Below are 17,544 nucleotides of genomic sequence, written 5' to 3'. Positions count from 1 at the left end.
TTTGTTTTCCCCCTCAACCTTCGATTATGACGTTATCAATTAGTCTTGCTTTTGAATATTGGACGGCAACGGCAATAATTGTTCTTCCTTCCACTTTGTCTATCTTTGTTAATTCTGGAAAGGCTAACACCTCTACATAATCAATCTGACCTAATGTTGTTTGTTCAAGATGTTGACGAACCATTGCTTCAATATTACCGGCATCACATTCTCCTGCTTCTATTGCTTGTTTGCCGCGTTGCAAACTGTGATAAATACAGGTGGCGTTCTTTCGCTCAGTCGTCGATAAATTCACATTGCGTGAGCTTTGTGCTAACCCATCTTGCTCCCTTAAAATCGGACAAGCAACGACCTTTGTGGCAATATTAAAGTCACGTACGAGTTTTTCAATAATAGCAACTTGCTGTGCATCTTTTAAGCCAAAATAAGCGTATGTCGGAGAAACCATGCCAAACAGTTTTAACACGACGGTTGCTACTCCATCAAAATGACCTGGTCTTGTTCTGCCACATAATTGATCGACACCTTCATGAACGACAACGGTCATTGCTGGTTTTTGTGGATACATTTCTTCAACCGAAGGATAAAACAAAACATCAACACCATGATCTTTTGCAAGCTGTTCATCTCGCTTAAAATCTCTTGGGTATCGCTCAAAATCTTCCCCAGGACCAAACTGTAATGGGTTAACAAAAATACTCATGACGACAAGGTCACATTGTGTTCTAGCTTTTTCTACTAAACTCATATGTCCTTTATGCAAAAACCCCATCGTTGGAACAAACCCAATCGTTTGCTCCCGGTAAGGCTTTAATATATGACGTAGTTCCTTTATTGTCTCAACAATTTTCATGATGTGGATATCCTCCCACCATAAAGATGATCTAATTGTTCCTCCTTCATTGTAAAGGAGTGTTTTTCTTCTGGAAAGTGGGAAGTTTTTACTTCTTGTATATATTCGGTTACAGCTGTTTGGATTTGACTTGATACATCAGCATATTGTTTCACAAATTTAGGAACACGATTGCTCCCATAGCCGATTAAGTCATGATACACGAGTACTTGCCCATCTGTATCTACACCTGCACCGATTCCAATAACAGGTATGGTAAGTTGTTCACTAATAAGTTTTGCGATTTGCTTTGGCACACATTCTAATACAAGCGCCATCGCACCCGCTTCTTCAGCTTTTTTCGAGTCTTCAATCAGTTGCTTTGCACTTTCTGCATCTTTTCCTTGGACGCGATAGCCGCCTAAAATGCCTACTGATTGTGGCGTTAATCCTAAATGAGCAACAACAGGAACACCAGCATTTGTTAAGTGTAGAATCACATTGAAAACGTCACCATTACCTTCAACCTTAACAGCATCCGCACCACCATCTTGCATGAGTTTCCTCGCATTGAGCATTGTTTCGTGAATAGACCCATGATACGTTAAAAATGGCATATCTGTCACAGTAAACGTCGCTTTAGCCCCTCTTTTTACTGCTTTTGTATGAAGGATCATATCATCTAACGTAACTGGAATTGTCGAATCATAACCTAACACAACCATTCCAAGAGAATCCCCAACTAAAATCATATCAACTCCTGCTTCTTCAACAAGTTTCGCAGATGGAGCATCATACGCTGTCACCATCGCAATTTTTTCTTTTTCCGCTTTCATCTTTTTAAAATCAACTGCTGTTTTCATTGTCTTTCCTCCTCTTTTTGACGAGAGAACAAGACTTAAACCGATAGGTAAAACCATTTTACCCGAAATAAAAAACCTACTAGTCCTTAAGAAATAAAAGGATAGTAGGGTATAGACTCAAAAAAAACGGTTTAAAATCAATCCCTCTGTCCTAGTCCTATTTTGGATCAAGGCAGACCATATTCATGAATATTATTAATAACTTGGTGCAGTTCCATGTATGGATACTACCCTACGACAAGATTATAACAAAATTTAAACAGTTTGGTAACATTTTTTACTTGATTTCAATATCAGCAGAATAAATCGAATGGATTTCACCAAAATCATCTTCTAACAACAATACCCCTTCATCTGTAATCCCTTTAGCAACACCAATTAATGTACCGTGTAGCGTTCTAGCAGTAATCCGTTTCCCAAGACTCACAGCATAACATTCCCAAACGGACTTAATAACCGAAAAGCCTTGTTGCAAATAATCATGATAAAACTGTTCTAACTCATAAAATAGATGCGATAACAAAAGGGCTCGGTTCACTTCCTCGCCTGCTTCAACCATTAAGGACGTTGCTTTGTCTTTTAACTCAACAGGGAAATGCTCTACCGTATGATTTATGTTCATACCGATACCGATAATGACAGAATGAACATAATCAGGCTCGGATTGCATTTCTGTTAAAATACCAACGACTTTTTTTCCGTTGATTAAAATATCATTCGGCCATTTTATTTCACAATCTAACCCTGTTGTTTTTTTGATCGCACGAACAACACTAACGGCCGCTAAAAGCGTTAATTGTGGTGCTTTTTGCGGTGGAATTTTTGGACGGAGAATGATGCTCATCGAAACACTTGTCCCTAATGGAGAATGCCATTCTCTTCCCATCCGTCCTTTTCCTCTCGTTTGTTCATCAGCGATAACAACATGGCCTTCTTCTGCCTCTTCTTGTGCTAGCCGGTGAGCAACATCTTGCGTTGATGGTACCGATTCAAAATAAGTTAACTGTTGACCGATACATGAAGTTTGCAAATGAACTTTTATATCATGAGGTTGAATCGTATTTGGATATGTAATAATGCGATACCCTTTTCTCGGGATCGCTTCGACTTCATAGCCTGTTTTTCTAAGTTCCTCAATATGCTTCCATACTGCCGTTCGAGAACAACCTAATTCTTTACTAATTTTTTCTCCAGACACATAATCTGTCGACTGAAGAAGTTTCAATAATGTTTCTTTTTTCACAATAAACCCTTCTTTCTACCCCATGCCACGATCTCATTTTTCTCATTTTGAAGCTTCCCGTAAAGCACCGCTGTTTCAACTTCATATAAAAACGCTTCAATCCACTTGCCAGGTTCTCGGGTTGTTTCTTTTAGTACCAACACACCATCGATCGCAAGGTCTTGCCGTTTTTTTAAGAGTAATCGTTCATATTCGTATACTACATTATTGATGTTTTCCTTTTTTTCCGGAATTAACAAATGAATAAGTCGTTCTACTTTTAATATATTGTCTTTCCCGCAGTCATAAAGAAGACGCAACGACCACCCATCTATATTTCTTTTTCTAACATAAGCTTGAAGCTCTTGTAATTCTTTTATAAAACGATTTGACTTTTTAAAATGGCGTAGTTGTGTTTCGGCAGGTTGATGCGAGTCTTGTAAAAATAACAACCACCGTTCCTGTAAAGTCATTTCTTTATAAAGAGGATGTTTCGTCCATTCCATGAATCGCTTAGGCAACATTGGCAAAGTTGGAAATTGGATTTGTTGTAAGATGGCGATTGCATTTGCACAATGCGGCCCTAGTAGCATTTTATCTAATTCTTTCGTTAGCCGTTCGGTTGCCACATTAGAAAGTAAAGCTTTCAACTCCAACATGGCTTGTCTTGTTTGTTGTTCAAGGGAAAAGCCATGTTGGCTTACAAATCGAATCGCTCGTACCATTCGCAATGGGTCTTCTTTAAACCGATCGATGGCACGACCAGAAGTACGAATGATTGATGAATCAAGGTCCACTCGATAATGATGAGGGTCAATGAGAGCAAAGTCCTTAGTCATTGCAATCGCATTGATTGTAAAATCTCGATAAAACAAATCTTGTTCAAGTGTCCGTGGTTCTTTCCCTTTATAACGACTCACCTCAAATAAAGCATCTTCTATTTTAACAATGACCGTTTCATGGGTTGTACCAACTTTTATCGTTTGTGGGAACAGCATGATAACCTCATCCTTCGTAGCTGACGTGGCAATGTCCACATCAGAAATCGGTCGTTGTAACATATAATCACGCACAGCTCCCCCAACAAAATAAGCTTCGTGGCCAGCAGTTATAAGTGTTTCAATGACAAATTGAGCCTTTTTGAAAAGATGTGAAATAAGACATCATCCTTTAACTAACTCATAATAAATCGATTCATATTGCTGCACTATTTTTTTTGAGCTAAAAAAATGTTGAACTCGCTCTTGAGCTTGATTTGACATTTGTTTGTGTAAATCCGGATCTTGTAATAGTGAAATTGCTTTATCTGACACTTGTTCGACATTCCCTACTTCACATATATAACCAGTTTCCCCATCAACAATGACTTCAGGAATTCCACCAATATTTGTTCCAATAACAGGAACACCACAAGCCATCGCTTCAAGCGCAACAAGGCCAAAACTTTCTTTTTCAGAAAGCAACAACATTAAGTCACTAATCGAGAGAATTTCCGCCACATGTTTTTGATTTCCTAAAAACCTGACATCATCTTGAATCCCTAACTCACGAACTAATTTACAGGCAACCGTTGTTTCTGGTCCGTCCCCAATTAAAAGCAATTTTGCTTTTTGTTTGTTACGAATGAGTGCAAAACTTCTAATAATATCACTAACTCGCTTAACCGGACGGAAATTAGAAATATGAACAACAACTTTATCGTCTTTCTCGATTCGATATTGTTGTCGTAAATCGAGGCGACAATGTTTACGATACACACGCTCATCAATAAAATTATAAACCGTCTCAATTGGTCGTTCGATATGTAATAATGAATGCGTTTGTTCTGCTAAACTATTGGACACGGCTGTGACTACATCAGACTGTTCAATCCCAAATCGAATAATTTCACTTAGCGATGGGTCATACCCTAGCACAGTGATGTCTGTTCCATGTAATGTCGTAACAATGTTCACTTTTCCACCGACCATTTGTTTCGCTAAGTACGCACAAATCGCATGAGGGACAGCGTAATGGACATGAAGTACATCTAATTGCTCGCGTGTAATAATTTCCGCCATTTTACTTGCTAATGATAAGTCATAAGGTGGAAATTTAAAAACTGAATATTGATTCACTTCCACTTCATGATAATAAAGATTTGGATAAACTTTATCTAAACGAAACGGCATACTTGACGTAATAAAGTGAACATCATGGCCATTTTCAGCTAATAGTTTCCCTAACTCTGTTGCAATCACACCAGAGCCTCCTACTGTTGGATAACAACTAATTCCTATTTTTAATTTTTTCATGATCAATCCCCTAAAATATCTTGTACAAGAATCGGTCCGTCAGCAAAAAAGCCTTCTCCGTATTGCACACCTACTTCTTTTCCAAACAACCTTTCTCTCGCTATTACCGTTTCGATATATCCATTAGTTAACGGTGTTTGTACACTCGTTTCTGTTGCTAAAAATTGACTTTTATACGCCTTAAGTGCTTCTAGTTTTTGTTCCATTGATTCACTAATATCAATGATAAAATCTGGTTTATGGAAACCATTAATTAAATAAGAATAACAACGTGTTACTCGAAAAGCCGATAATGGTTGACCTGTTTCATACTTACGAATCCCGGCATTAAATATCGCTTCTTTTACAAGCGCTGCACAGTGACCATGATCAGGATGCCTATCTATCTCATAAGGGACAAAAACAAGTTTTGGTTCATATGTCCGAATGACATCGACAATTTTATCAATACTCGCCTTTGATGCCATTAAGCCACGATCAGGCAAATCAAGTTGAACTCTTATTGTTTTTAATATAGAAGCGGCTTGTTGGGCTTCCGCTTGCCTTTGGGATACTGTTCCATTAGAAGAAAGCTCAGCATACGTTAAATCACAAATAACGGTGCGATATCCGAGATTCGCATATTTGTATATTGTCCCTCCCATCCCAATTTCAACATCATCAGGATGAGCACCAAACGCAAGTATATCCACTTTATTCATTTACGGTTGGCTTATCCTTTCCAGCGACAATTTCTCGCCAATGCAATTCTCCTCGTTCAAGCCCTTTTACGAGAATTTCAGCCGTCCCCATATTTGTCGCTAATGGAATATTTTGTACATCACATAAGCGAATTAAAGCGGCAATATCAGGTTCATGTGGTTGGGCAGTTAATGGATCACGGAAAAAGAAAATTAAATCAAATTTATTTTCTGCAACGAGTGCACCAATTTGTTGATCTCCTCCGAGAGGACCAGATTGAAAGCGAGTGACAGGAAGACCTGTTGCATCAATTATCCGTTGTCCTGTCGTTCCTGTCGCATATAAATCATGACCTTCAAACACTTGTTTATACGCCACCGTAAAAGCAACCATACTATCTTTTTTCTTGTCGTGTGCGATAAATGCAATCCTCATCGTTTCATTTCCCCTATTCGATTATATTTTCTAACCCATACACTAACGTATCAATTGTCATCACGGTTTCCACTGCGAGTTGGATTCCTGGCATAAAAGAAGACCTGTGTAATGAATCATGTTTTATTGTTAATGTTTGACCAACTCCTCCAAAAATCACTTCTTGATGTGCCACTAATCCCGGTAATCGTAAGCTATGAATATGCATCCCGTCTAATGTTGCCCCTCTTGCCCCTTGTAACTCTTCTTTTTCTTCTGGGTGCCCTTGGGATTTCGATAGTCGTACTTCTTGAATTAATTGTGCCGTTTTAATCGCTGTTCCAGAAGGGGCATCTAATTTATTATCATGGTGTTTTTCAATAATCTCAACATCCGGTAAATATTTCGCTGCCATTTGCGCAAATTTCATCATTAAAATCGCTCCAACCGCAAAATTTGGGGCGATAATCGCACCAAGACCTGTTTGTTCAGCCCGAGTTCGTAAAGCAATAATATCATCATCTGTAAACCCTGTTGTCCCTACAACAGGACGAACTCCATGATTAAATGCCGCTTCCATATGTTTTCTTCCGAAAGCAGGTGCTGTTAAATCAATTAACACGTCTGGTTTTGTTTCAAGAAAACAAGTATCAATATCTTCATAAATCGGAACCCCAACATCAGGTTGACCATCAATTTCAGCAAGTGTCATGCCACCATATTTATGATCAATCGAAGCAACGAGTTTAAAATGCGGGGTATTTAACACCATATTAACGGCTTCACTCCCCATTTTCCCTCGTGCACCTGCGATTGCTACTTTTATGTTCTCAGCCATATGCCTTCACTCCATCTCTTCTATTTTCGTCCATCTATTTTTATCTCTTGTTGCAAACTTGTCCATGACAAGATCAAAAGCTTCTTCTAAGTCAATGTTTAATGAATTGGCAAAGCAAATTAGAACAAATAAAAGGTCTCCCATTTCTTGTTCCATTGACCTTTCCTCTTCACTATCCTTTTTTGGTTTTTCTCCGTAAAAGTGATTCACTTCTCGAGCAAGTTCTCCAAGTTCTTCGGTCATCCGTGCCAACATTGCAAGCGGGCTAAAATATCCTTCTTTAAATTGACTTATGTAGGCATCCACTTCATTTTGCATTTGTTCCATACTTTTCTTTGCCACATCATTCCCCCCTCTATTCACATGTTAGCTAATTCGAATGATTTTGACAAATATTTATCCAGTTTGCCCGAAAATTTCTAATCGATTATAATATGATAGCACTTAATTTTTGAAAGGGGGATTTTAATGCCCTATCATGTTCATATAAAAAACATCTTTTTTATTTTACTCGGATCCGCCATATTATCCTTTGGTCTCGTTTATTTCAATATGGAAAATAATTTAGCTGATGGTGGATTTACTGGGATAACACTTGTCCTCTTTTTTATTTTTAATTTTGATCCTGCCGTCACGAATTTGTTATTAAACATCCCGTTATTTTTTGTTGGTTGGTATATTCTTGGACGACAAACGTTTGTTTATACAATTATAGGTACAATCAGTGTGTCTATATTCTTATTTATCTTTCAACGATTTCGCGTCACATCCATCCCTCTCCATGATGATTTAACATTAGCTGCGTTATTTGCCGGTGTGTTCATTGGAGTTGGATTAGGCATTGTGTTTAAATACGGAGGAACAACAGGTGGCGTCGATATTATTGCAAAACTTGGCTTTAAATATTTAGGCTGGAGTATGGGAAAAACGATGTTTATCTTTGACGCCGCTGTTATTGCATCCTCCTTACTTTATTTAAATTATCGTGAAGCGATGTATACGTTACTAGCGGTATTTATCGCCGCAAAGGTCATTGATTTAATTCAACAAGGGGCTTATTCAGCAAAAGCGGCGTTTATTATTTCTGATCATGTTAGTGAAATTGCAGCGACAATTTTGAATGAAATGGAACGTGGGGCGACCGTGTTAAAAGGGAAAGGAAGCTTTACTGGTGTAGAAAAAGAAGTATTGTACTGTGTTGTCGGAAGAAACGAACTCATCCGCTTAAAAGGTTTAATCGAAAAAATTGACCCCCATGCATTTGTGACCGTCAATGATGTTCAAGATGTCATCGGCGAAGGCTTCACATTAGATGAAAACAAAAAGCCATTACGGCAAACATAAGAAAAACGCGGGAGCGTCTTTTCTTTCAAGCGAAGTGCGAAGCCCTGCCCGCTTTTGACAGTGAACCCTAAGTGCTTTTCTTGGGGTGAAACGCGCAGGTGCGTAGCCTTCGCTCTTCTAGAATAAGCTTTCAAAGCTTCATTGCTATATCAAAATTTTTATACTCCCTTATAAAAGTATAGAGTTTTTGCCACAATACAGAACTTCGGACCCGCTACCGGGATGGGGGGCACGCTTTCCGCAGGCGGGCGTTGAACTAACCGGCACGCCGGTGGATTTCAACTTGCCCTTCCTCCTGCAGGAGTCGGCCCCCCATCCCGTCCGCTCTTTTTAGTGGGAAAACGAAATGAACTTCTCTTCAACAACTTATAAAAAAGTAATTAAGAGCTAACTTGACTTTATGACATGTTTTATAAAAGCATACTTTCGGTTGTAGAAGTCTAAAAGGTGTGAAAGAATTTCACACTAAGTGAAAACTTATTTTGTGATAAATCTCAAAAAACATGTAACTTATGAATTCGTCGTTTTCCATACCTGTGTATGCAACAGACAGAGCATTGAGTATGCTTGAACTCCTTTCAAAAGGTTTTTCGATGCCTTTTTCCAACTGCAACGAATGATAGCCTCATGTCGCACAAATAAACAGAAAAAAATAACGTAAAACCGCCTTTGAGATTCATTTCTCAAAGGCGGTTTGTCTACTTTCTAAACTTCTCAAAAACAGCTTTTTGAGAAGAAATTTATTTTCTTAATCGTCTCCGCTCATTCCGATATAGATAAGAATAAAACGTAGTAACTCAATGACAGCTACAACAGCTGCGGCAACATATGTTAATGCTGCGGCATCAAGCACTTTTTTTGTTTCTTTTTCTTCATGGTTACGGATAATTCCACTTGAAACCATTTGTTGCATCGCTCGACTACTTGCATTAAACTCTACTGGTAATGTGACAAGTTGGAACAACACCGCAAACGCCATAAACACAATCCCTAATAGGATTAAACCACTTGCTTGAAAAATTATCCCTGCTAGTAAAACAAAAAATGAAAAATTAGACCCTAAATTCGCTACAGGTACAAGAGTGTGACGGAAGCGTAGAAATGCATATTCTTCTGCATCTTGAATCGCATGACCAACCTCATGCGCCGCAACAGCTCCACCAGCAACAGATGTCCCATAGTAATTTTCCTCGGATAAACGGACAGCTTTTGCTCTTGGATCATAATGGTCCGTTAATTTTCCGCGAATCGGCTCGATAGTAACGTCGTATAGCCCGTTATCATCAAGTATTTTTCTAGCTACTTGCGCTCCTGTTAATCCATGAGCCGCACCAATGTTGGAGTACTTTTTATAAGCACTTTTCACTTTCATTTGTGCCCATAACGGGATTATAAGAAGAATAGCAAAGTAGAAAATGTAAAAAATCATGTCGCTATATCACCTCGAAGACTTGTATTTACCTTTATTTTATTGAACCTCGTTTATAAAGTCAATCGATTTACTCGCCTTTGTTTATCTATTCTTTGACTTTCACTTTTTGTTTTTCTGCTTTGTATTTTTTAAAGCCGACATAAGAAAGTGATGTGAAAATCATTCCGCCAATTGTAAGCATCACCCATAATAAAGAAGGATCTGCCCCGTCTTCTTGAATGCCATCATATAAAAGATGAAGTTCTTTTTCAATCACTTCTAATTGGGCTAGTTTCTGTTCATCTTCTAATAAGTCTTGCCGGTATTTTTCTAGAAAGGCAATGTGCGATTGGATTCGTTGAAAATTTTGCGGTTCTAAATCAATCATAATTGCCGGACGAATGACTTGATATTGACGTAAAAACTCATTGATTCGATGCTGTAATGCTTGATTATCTCCAGCTTCAGCCGTTTCTTTCATTTGTTGAAAGGAATAAAACAGTGATTTTTCGGTATTTTTCCATAATGGTTTCCCATCTGTCACAAGCGCATCTACGACTAAACGAAATTCTGTCGCCCGTAAAATTCGTTCTTCTGGTGGGACCGACACACCCGTTACCGCACCTTCTACTTGTTCAAAGGAATTTGTGACAATATGCAAATCACTCATCGTAAGATCTGAATTATTATAGCGGATAGATAAAAATTGTTCTGAAAAATACGTTAACAATTTTTTTGCATCTTCGTATTTCTCTTGTTTCACTAGCTGCAACACTTTATCTGAAATATGGTTTAACTCTTTCCATTTATCTTCATCAACCTCATTGTTTGCCATAGTCGCAGCTGGAAAACAAAACAACACAATCGCGATCACTACTAATATTAAACGACGCATTTTGGTCCCTCCTCTTCTTCTACTCTATCGTATGAAACGATGGACAAGAGTAGACCAAAAAAAGGGACAAGGATTTAAGATTTTATATTCAGTGTAAAACGGTCGGCTCGAACACCAATCATATACACGGTAAAAATCGAGAATAAGCTTAACCAAAACGTAAAATAGCCAATATGATGAATATATGGGACAAGACTGGATGCTACCCATGGATACATTCCGTATATATAATCAATCATTTCATTATGTATAACCCATACAGACACAACAACGAGATGCCAATGTTTAATTCGATAAAACGGACCGTAAAGAACTGCTTGAATGGCCATTCCTAGATGGGACAAAATAAGCATGTAATTTTGCCAAGATAATGTTGATCCCATTACACCTGCACCTATATTCATCGCTACCGCCCATAAACCGTATTTGATTAACGTCACCGCAGCAAACGCTTCAAGTAAACCCCAATTTTTCCCTTTTAAAAACGCAAATAAAACAAATAAAAAAAATAAACTAGCCGTTGGACTATCTGGAACAAATATTAGAAATTGCGGAGGCGTAATCGCCAATTGTCCTTTATACCAATAATATCCATAAATTGTACCAAAGAAATTAATGATAAATAAACTGCACAAAACCCAACGTTGACAAAAAAATGAAAAAACGTTTGTCATTTTCTTTCCTTCCTTCATAAAGAAAAACGCGAGAGCGTCTTTTCGTCTAGAATAAGTTTTCAAAACTTCACTGCTAGAGCAAAACTTTTACTTTCTTATCTTTTAAAAAAAGCTGACCGTTACCGAGTCAGCTTTTTTCATATCTTATTCTTCTGGGTCAAACCCGTCGTTCTCAATGTACTTTGCAAGAATTTCTAACTCTTCTTCCGTACCAGTGAACGTACCACCAGGCATTGCACCACGACCATTAACAATGATCTCTTTAATTTCTTCCGCCGTTAAGCCTGTTTCAACAAGCGCATACCCAGCTGAGCCACCTTCTAATTGATTTCCGTGACAACCAATACATGATTGGGTTGAGTAAATAGCATAGCCATTTGCATCTTCATCAATTTCATGTTCGACAATTGCCCCTTGTTGAGCAGCTGCTTCCCAGTCATGCTGGTCAACCGATTCCCATGTTAAGAAAATCGTCGCAATAATCGCTAGCAACATAATTCCTGATGCGATAGGGCGTTTAATTGGACGACGCTCTTTCCCCGTATCTAACCATGGTGCTAACATTAGCGCTCCAAAAGCTAAACCAGGCATTACAACGGCACCGATGACAGTGTAATCACCAGCCGCATACGTATACTTTAATAATTGGTATAAAAATAAGAAATACCAGTCAGGTAATGGAATATATCCAGCATCTGTAGGGTCAGCCATACGCTCGAGTGGAGCTGGATGTGCTACTGTTAAACAAAGATAACCCATTAAAAAGACTGCACCAACCATCCATTCTTTTAACAAGAAGTTTGGCCAAAACGCTTCTGTTTTTCCAGGGTATTCAGAATAATCTTTTGGGATGTTTTGTTTTTTCCTGTATTCAGGAGCAACAACACGAGAATCCCCTACAAACTTCATTCCTTTTCCACGATGCATCGATTTCCCTCCTTTTCTTCTGCCTTATCTTACAACGGACCAGAAATCCCTTGTTTACGAATCATATAAAAGTGAGCACCTAATAATCCTAAAAGAGCTCCTGGTAGGAAGAAGACGTGAATCGCAAAGAAACGAGCTAATGTGGAAGCCCCAATAACTTCTCCTCCAGCTAATAGTGTTTTCGCAAAGCCACCAACTACCGGAACACTTTCCGCAATTTGCAAACCTACAACTGTTGCAAAATATGCTTTCATATCCCATGGTAATAAGTACCCTGTAAAACCTAAACCTAACATAACAAAGAAAATTAAAACTCCTACAACCCAGTTTAATTCACGAGGTTTTTTGTAAGAACCAGTGAAAAATACGCGTAATGTATGTAAAAACATCATTACAATAACTAAACTTGCGCCCCAGTGATGCATTCCACGAACGATAACACCAAAGGCGACTTCATTTTGTAAATACGAAACAGATTGATAGGCGTTAATAATATCTGGAACATAGTACATTGTTAAAAACATTCCAGATAAAATTTGAATGACCGTAACGAAAAACGTCAGTCCACCAAAGCAATATACAAATGCGGAAAAATGGTGAGCTGGATTTACGTGTTCTGGCACTTCATGATCTGCAATATCTCGCCACATAGGCGTAATATCTAGACGCTCATCAACCCAGTCATAGATTTTTTGTAACATGAATTACGCCCCTCCTATACTTGTGGTCTTGGTCTTCCTAAATAAATGACTCCATCTCGCACTTCCAAATCATATTTGTGAAGTGGCTCGGTAGGAGGTGTATTTGGTACGTTCGTTCCATCTAACTCGAAACGCCCGAAATGACATGGGCAGAAAAATTGATTTTCATAGTCTGGATTTGTGTTCCAGTCAACCGTACAGCCTAAATGTGTACAAGTTGGTGATAATGCCACAATTTCTCCATCTTTTTCAAATACCCATGCAGCTTGAGTTACTTCAGAAGTATACCAAGCATCAACTTGTTCAAACGAAAAATTAACACGCTGTGGCTCTGCTGTCACTTCTTCAGGTTTTAATTTAATTGGTACCATATCTGTTTCTTCACCAACTTTTAATGCTGGATCTAAAGCAAAACGTGCCATTGGCATGACCATACCTGCAGCCATAAAGCCACCTACACCCATCAACGTGTATGTAAGGAATTGTCGTCTCGATACCTTATGGTCTTTCTCACTCACTCTCTTTCCCCCCCTACGTTGTCGTCCTCTTCGGACAAAATTCACACATTATATACTAGGACATACTTATGATAATATAATGTTTGCCAATGTGCAAGATAATATGAATTTTGTATGAATTTAGGCACAATATTTACATTATTTTACAATGATCAGTTGTTAACTTTGCCATTTCTTTGTAATGATAGGAATTAATTGCTTAATTTGGTCTGATACCGTTTCCATCTTATATTTCGAATCTAAATGCTCTAATGGAATCGTAGGCAACCAAATGAGCAACCCGCTTAATTGTTGCTCAACGGTACGCCACTCTGAATCAGATGTTAAAAATATCAAATGAGCTAGTCCATTTTCTTTTAAATGTGTTTGCCACGTTTCTAACCTCTCTAGCTTTTGTTCGATTGTTTCTTCTTTTAAATATGTAAAGCTAGGAAGTTCGATTAATCGTCCTCGAAATTGACGTTCTAACTCAAATGAAATCGTTGAAATAAATTCCCCCATGGCGACAACTGATTTCATTTCTTGTGTTTTTACAGACATTGGTACTAGTGGAATAACTGCTGTGTCTACATATTCTTTTGATTGAATATATGTATCAATGTCCATCGTTTGCCACTTCATACAATCTTCACCCTTTGTTCTTTTATAGTTTCTACTCTATGTTACTGGATATACAAAAAAAAGAAAACCCTATGAAAAATAAATGAAGCTACTGAAAAAGGAAAACTCCTTTTTCAGTAGCTTAGCTCAATCTTCCGTCATGAATTTCTTTAACTGATTTGTCAGCTGGATAAACCGCTCACGATCTTCTTCATCAAGAGCGTTATCAATTTCATTTTGCAATTGCTTTTTTGCAAATGAGTGTAGTGATTTCTCCAACACAAGTTCAGCTAAAATTCCATCAACCGTTGCCATTTCATTGTTTTCAGGAATAAATGGATTTTCTTCAAGAACAGCCACATAATGATGGTTTACTTTCGAACCGATAAAGTTAAGTTGAATGTAAACGTCTTCGTCATCATGCAAGCGAATATCATGAAACGCTTTTTCAGCATCCATTGTCACATGCTTTTTTTTATGAAAACTAAAAGGGACATTTTCAACATCAGTCGTAGAAATAATTAATGCCTTTGGACAGTACTCTGCTTTTTCAACAAAATGGACCCGTTTCATTAACTCATCATCACTAATTAAATAATTTAATAACCATGCACACTCTCTTCGCTTTAATTGAAACGTTTTTAAAAACCATCTTAAAAAGTCTTTTTTTTCAACGACAGAAATAACGCTACTCATCATTATTCCCCTCCTTAGTCGAAAATCCCTTTGGCTATAAAAAACGACGCGATTACCTTTATTTACTTACTACAATATTCGTGATTTCCCTTTGTTTTTCCTTTATTATATTTCATTTTTTTACGGGCTATTACTCTAATTCTTCACGTATTTGTTCTAAGTATTCAACTAAATGTAATCGCTCATCGTCTAATGAAATTGCACGTTGTAAAAGTTCAGTACCTTCTTTTCTGTAACCACTTTCCATTAAAAACATTCCATAGTCTTCACAAAACTCAGCATCGTCAGTAAAATGCTCTGTTACTTTTGTGAATGCTTCACTGGCTGCATCAAATTTATCTTCTTTCCACAATCCATGCGCTTGATACCACGTTAATAATGGGTCTTGCTCTCCAAACTCTTCGATATGTTCAATTAATTCTAATAAATCTTCAAACCGTTCTTCATGTTTGAAATAAGAGGCTAATGTGCGGACTGCTTCAAAATAAGAAGGGTTTAAGCTAATAACTTGTCGTAATAAATTTTCCGCTTTGTTCGCATCTCCTGTTTTAAAGCATAATTTGGCGCCATGAACATAAAGACCTTCATTATATTCATCAATCTTTAAGCCTTCTTCTATAGTATGCAGCGCATCCTTGTATTTGTGCAATGCTTCATATGATTTTGCTAAATATGGATATAAACTACTAAATGAAGGATCTTGATCTTTTACTTTTTTAAATTGTTGCACCGCCGTTTCAAAGTCTTCCAGTTGATAGACGGTATACGCATACCCAAACCGACTCATTGGGTCGTCATGATCCTTTAACCCTTTTTGATAAAATTCAATCGCCTCTTCAAACTCTCCAGCCGCACTAAACGCTTCTGCTAACCGTAATTCAATATGAAAAGCTTCAAATGTCGGTTCATTGGCATATAACGCTTTTTTTAAATGAGGAATGCTTTTTTGATAGTCACCACGCTCTAAATAAAATTCACCTAACCCTAGTGACACAATCGGTTCATTTGGCGCTTTTTTCAGCGCGTTTATTAATTTTTGCTCTGCCACTTCTTCTAACCCTTGCAATTGATATAAATCCGCTAATAATAATTGTGCTTGAACATATACACCATCTGTTTCCTTTATTTCTAATAACATATCAATCGCTTCATCTTCTTCATCCATATCAATGAGAAGCTCAGCTAAAAAAATATATAATTCTCCCTCATCTGGGTACAACATAATAAGCTCGTCCATTATGCGTTTGGACGCCTCTAGATGTCCTAATTCATAATAGGCTTGCGCCACCATATATTTCGTTTCATGATCGGCTTCTATTTCGATTTGTTCGAGTTGCTTTAAGCCTGCGGCAATTTCACCTTGCTCGATTTTTTTAAACGCTTGTTCAATTGTCAATGTCCGATTTCCCTCCTACTTCGTTACAAGTCCATATTGTCATCATACCAAAATGATACGAGTAGGAAAAGAAAACGACCTCATACAATCACTATATTGAATAAGCTTCAGAAATCGATAGATAACTCCCCGGAAGACGAACCCTTTGTTCTCGACCATAACCAGGTTTATATTCTGTAATATTTCCAGCTTTTATCACTTTTCCACGTAAAACGACAACATCGACTTTTTCACTATCATGTTCATCCGTTAATATATAATCAACATCACTGCTTACGAGTAACGTTCCTTTTTTCGGATATAACCCTAACCTTTGAAGTAGTGCTTTAGGAAATGGGACATAATCAGCTGGAAAGGAAAAGCATGTTGGAATCTGGTATTCTGTCGCGTAATATTGCCATAATTGACTCCACTGTTCCGCTTCTTTTTCAGACTGACAAACATGATCCCAATTCGGAATAATAAGAGGTTGATAAAAATGCATGGCATCTTTAATTTGTTGCCATATCTTATGTTGAAGCTCTTTTTGGTCAGTAAAATCGACAAGGACAATAGGCACTTTATGGCGTTTGCATAAACGAATAAAAGCTGGGGTTAATGTTTTACTATTTGTACGAACACCGACAACAAAATCAATACCACTATTTATCATACGATGCCTTGCTTTTTTAATAAGAGGGGTAAATTCTCGAATATTATAAATCTCGCAATAAGTAACAACCGTTGTACAACCTAATGAAATTAATTGTTTCATCCTCTTTTTAAACATCGAAAAATGGGTTTCTTGACAAAGATTCAGGTCATTCATAACATGGCTTGGTTGTAATGAAAACCCGTCAATATTCATTCTCATCCATTGAAGTTTTTTCATCTTTGTATTGATATACCGAATCGAATCAGATTCAAATAAATACGAACGATTCATTTGAATGCCTTCTTCTGTTATTCTTTTTACATTTTCAACGATATACTTCACACAATCCCCTCCTAAAATCAAAGCTTCTATAGACAAGCTATGAAGGGGACGTAAAATAAATAACTGTATTCTACAAAAAAAAGAACCTATCCGAAACGATAAGTAAACGCTTTCAAATAGGTTTAGCAAGATGCTAAAATTATTAGTATGGATAGGAGTGGAGAGAAACCATACGCTTAATTTTTATTATAACGTAAATCTTTTTAATGTCAACGATATTTCAGAAAAATTTGAAAAGGAATTTAAAACTAGCAAAAGTGAT

At 37.5% G+C, this 17,544-nt stretch carries 20 protein-coding genes; 1 reads left to right on the top strand and 19 read right to left on the bottom strand.

Features of this window, described 5'->3' with window-relative positions:
- Positions 1-13: 13 nt before the first annotated feature.
- From panC to T323_RS0109455, 9 genes are all read right to left on the bottom strand, one after another.
- Complete coding sequence (gene panC / locus T323_RS0109495; protein WP_026673074.1) at positions 14-853, bottom strand: pantoate--beta-alanine ligase; 840 nt, start codon at positions 851-853, stop codon at positions 14-16.
- Positions 850-1,695, bottom strand: coding sequence for a 3-methyl-2-oxobutanoate hydroxymethyltransferase (gene panB / locus T323_RS0109490; RefSeq protein ID WP_026673073.1), 846 nt, complete (start codon positions 1,693-1,695; stop codon positions 850-852). The genes panC and panB overlap by 4 nt, the downstream gene beginning before the upstream one ends.
- Before the next feature lie 277 nt (positions 1,696-1,972).
- Positions 1,973-2,938: a biotin--[acetyl-CoA-carboxylase] ligase gene (locus T323_RS0109485; protein WP_373279333.1), complete on the bottom strand. Its 966-nt coding sequence runs from the start codon at positions 2,936-2,938 to the stop codon at positions 1,973-1,975.
- Entirely contained in the window at positions 2,935-4,074 is a 1,140-nt protein-coding gene (locus T323_RS0109480; protein WP_084309222.1) for a CCA tRNA nucleotidyltransferase, read from the bottom strand. The genes T323_RS0109485 and T323_RS0109480 overlap by 4 nt, the downstream gene beginning before the upstream one ends.
- A gap of 6 nt (positions 4,075-4,080) precedes the next feature.
- Complete coding sequence (bshA, locus tag T323_RS0109475; RefSeq protein WP_035178327.1) at positions 4,081-5,211, bottom strand: N-acetyl-alpha-D-glucosaminyl L-malate synthase BshA; 1,131 nt, start codon at positions 5,209-5,211, stop codon at positions 4,081-4,083.
- 2 nt (positions 5,212-5,213) lie between these two features.
- Positions 5,214-5,912 carry a bacillithiol biosynthesis deacetylase BshB1 gene (bshB1, locus tag T323_RS0109470; protein WP_035178325.1) on the bottom strand — a complete coding sequence of 233 codons (699 nt, stop codon included), beginning with the start codon at positions 5,910-5,912 and terminating at the stop codon, positions 5,214-5,216.
- Positions 5,905-6,327, bottom strand: a complete 423-nt coding sequence (gene mgsA / locus T323_RS0109465; RefSeq protein ID WP_026673068.1) for a methylglyoxal synthase — start codon at positions 6,325-6,327, stop codon at positions 5,905-5,907. Before mgsA ends, bshB1 begins: the two co-directional genes overlap by 8 nt.
- 13 nt (positions 6,328-6,340) lie before the next feature.
- Complete coding sequence (gene dapB, locus T323_RS0109460) at positions 6,341-7,144, bottom strand: 4-hydroxy-tetrahydrodipicolinate reductase (protein WP_026673067.1); 804 nt, start codon at positions 7,142-7,144, stop codon at positions 6,341-6,343.
- Positions 7,145-7,150: 6 nt separating this feature from the next.
- A complete protein-coding gene (locus tag T323_RS0109455) occupies positions 7,151-7,471 on the bottom strand; it encodes a nucleotide pyrophosphohydrolase (RefSeq protein ID WP_084309231.1) in 321 nt (106 codons plus the stop codon).
- 141 nt (positions 7,472-7,612) lie between these two features.
- On the opposite strand from T323_RS0109455, the gene T323_RS0109450 reads away from it, so the two are divergent.
- On the top strand, positions 7,613-8,488 hold the full coding sequence (locus T323_RS0109450) for a YitT family protein (RefSeq protein WP_026673065.1): 876 nt from the start codon (positions 7,613-7,615) through the stop codon (positions 8,486-8,488).
- Positions 8,489-9,236: 748 nt separating this feature from the next.
- Here T323_RS0109450 and T323_RS0109445 read toward each other — a convergent pair.
- The 10 genes from T323_RS0109445 to T323_RS0109400 form a co-directional block, all read right to left on the bottom strand.
- Entirely contained in the window at positions 9,237-9,917 is a 681-nt protein-coding gene (locus T323_RS0109445; protein ID WP_035178323.1) for a zinc metallopeptidase, read from the bottom strand.
- 88 nt (positions 9,918-10,005) lie between these two features.
- Positions 10,006-10,794 carry a sporulation protein YpjB gene (gene ypjB / locus T323_RS0109440; RefSeq protein WP_026673063.1) on the bottom strand — a complete coding sequence of 263 codons (789 nt, stop codon included), beginning with the start codon at positions 10,792-10,794 and terminating at the stop codon, positions 10,006-10,008.
- 74 nt (positions 10,795-10,868) lie between these two features.
- Positions 10,869-11,468 (bottom strand): lipoprotein heptaprenylglyceryl N-acetyltransferase LhaT, encoded by a 600-nt coding sequence (lhaT, locus tag T323_RS0109435; protein WP_026673062.1) that lies wholly within the window; start codon positions 11,466-11,468, stop codon positions 10,869-10,871.
- Between the two features lie 144 nt (positions 11,469-11,612).
- On the bottom strand, positions 11,613-12,395 hold the full coding sequence (locus T323_RS0109430; RefSeq protein WP_026673061.1) for a menaquinol-cytochrome c reductase cytochrome b/c subunit: 783 nt from the start codon (positions 12,393-12,395) through the stop codon (positions 11,613-11,615).
- 29 nt (positions 12,396-12,424) lie between these two features.
- Positions 12,425-13,096 (bottom strand): menaquinol-cytochrome c reductase cytochrome b subunit, encoded by a 672-nt coding sequence (qcrB, locus tag T323_RS0109425; RefSeq protein WP_026673060.1) that lies wholly within the window; start codon positions 13,094-13,096, stop codon positions 12,425-12,427.
- Positions 13,097-13,110: 14 nt separating this feature from the next.
- A complete protein-coding gene (locus T323_RS0109420) occupies positions 13,111-13,614 on the bottom strand; it encodes a QcrA and Rieske domain-containing protein (RefSeq protein ID WP_026673059.1) in 504 nt (167 codons plus the stop codon).
- A 159-nt stretch (positions 13,615-13,773) separates the two neighbouring features.
- Positions 13,774-14,235, bottom strand: a complete 462-nt coding sequence (locus tag T323_RS0109415; protein ID WP_026673058.1) for a YpiF family protein — start codon at positions 14,233-14,235, stop codon at positions 13,774-13,776.
- 126 nt (positions 14,236-14,361) lie between these two features.
- On the bottom strand, positions 14,362-14,913 hold the full coding sequence (locus T323_RS0109410; protein WP_373279332.1) for a ReoY family proteolytic degradation factor: 552 nt from the start codon (positions 14,911-14,913) through the stop codon (positions 14,362-14,364).
- 127 nt (positions 14,914-15,040) lie between these two features.
- Entirely contained in the window at positions 15,041-16,306 is a 1,266-nt protein-coding gene (locus T323_RS0109405) for a tetratricopeptide repeat protein (RefSeq protein ID WP_026673056.1), read from the bottom strand.
- Between the two features lie 91 nt (positions 16,307-16,397).
- The gene (locus T323_RS0109400; protein ID WP_026673055.1) at positions 16,398-17,282 is read right to left on the bottom strand and encodes a hypothetical protein; all 885 of its coding nucleotides are present in this window, start codon (positions 17,280-17,282) and stop codon (positions 16,398-16,400) included.
- Positions 17,283-17,544 lie beyond the last annotated feature (262 nt).

Origin of the sequence: Alkalihalobacillus bogoriensis ATCC BAA-922, assembly GCF_000621445.1 — a bacterium.
GTDB lineage: Bacteria > Bacillota > Bacilli > Bacillales > Bacillaceae_F > Bacillus_AO > Bacillus_AO bogoriense.
This window is presented reverse-complemented; position numbering and strand designations above follow the sequence as displayed.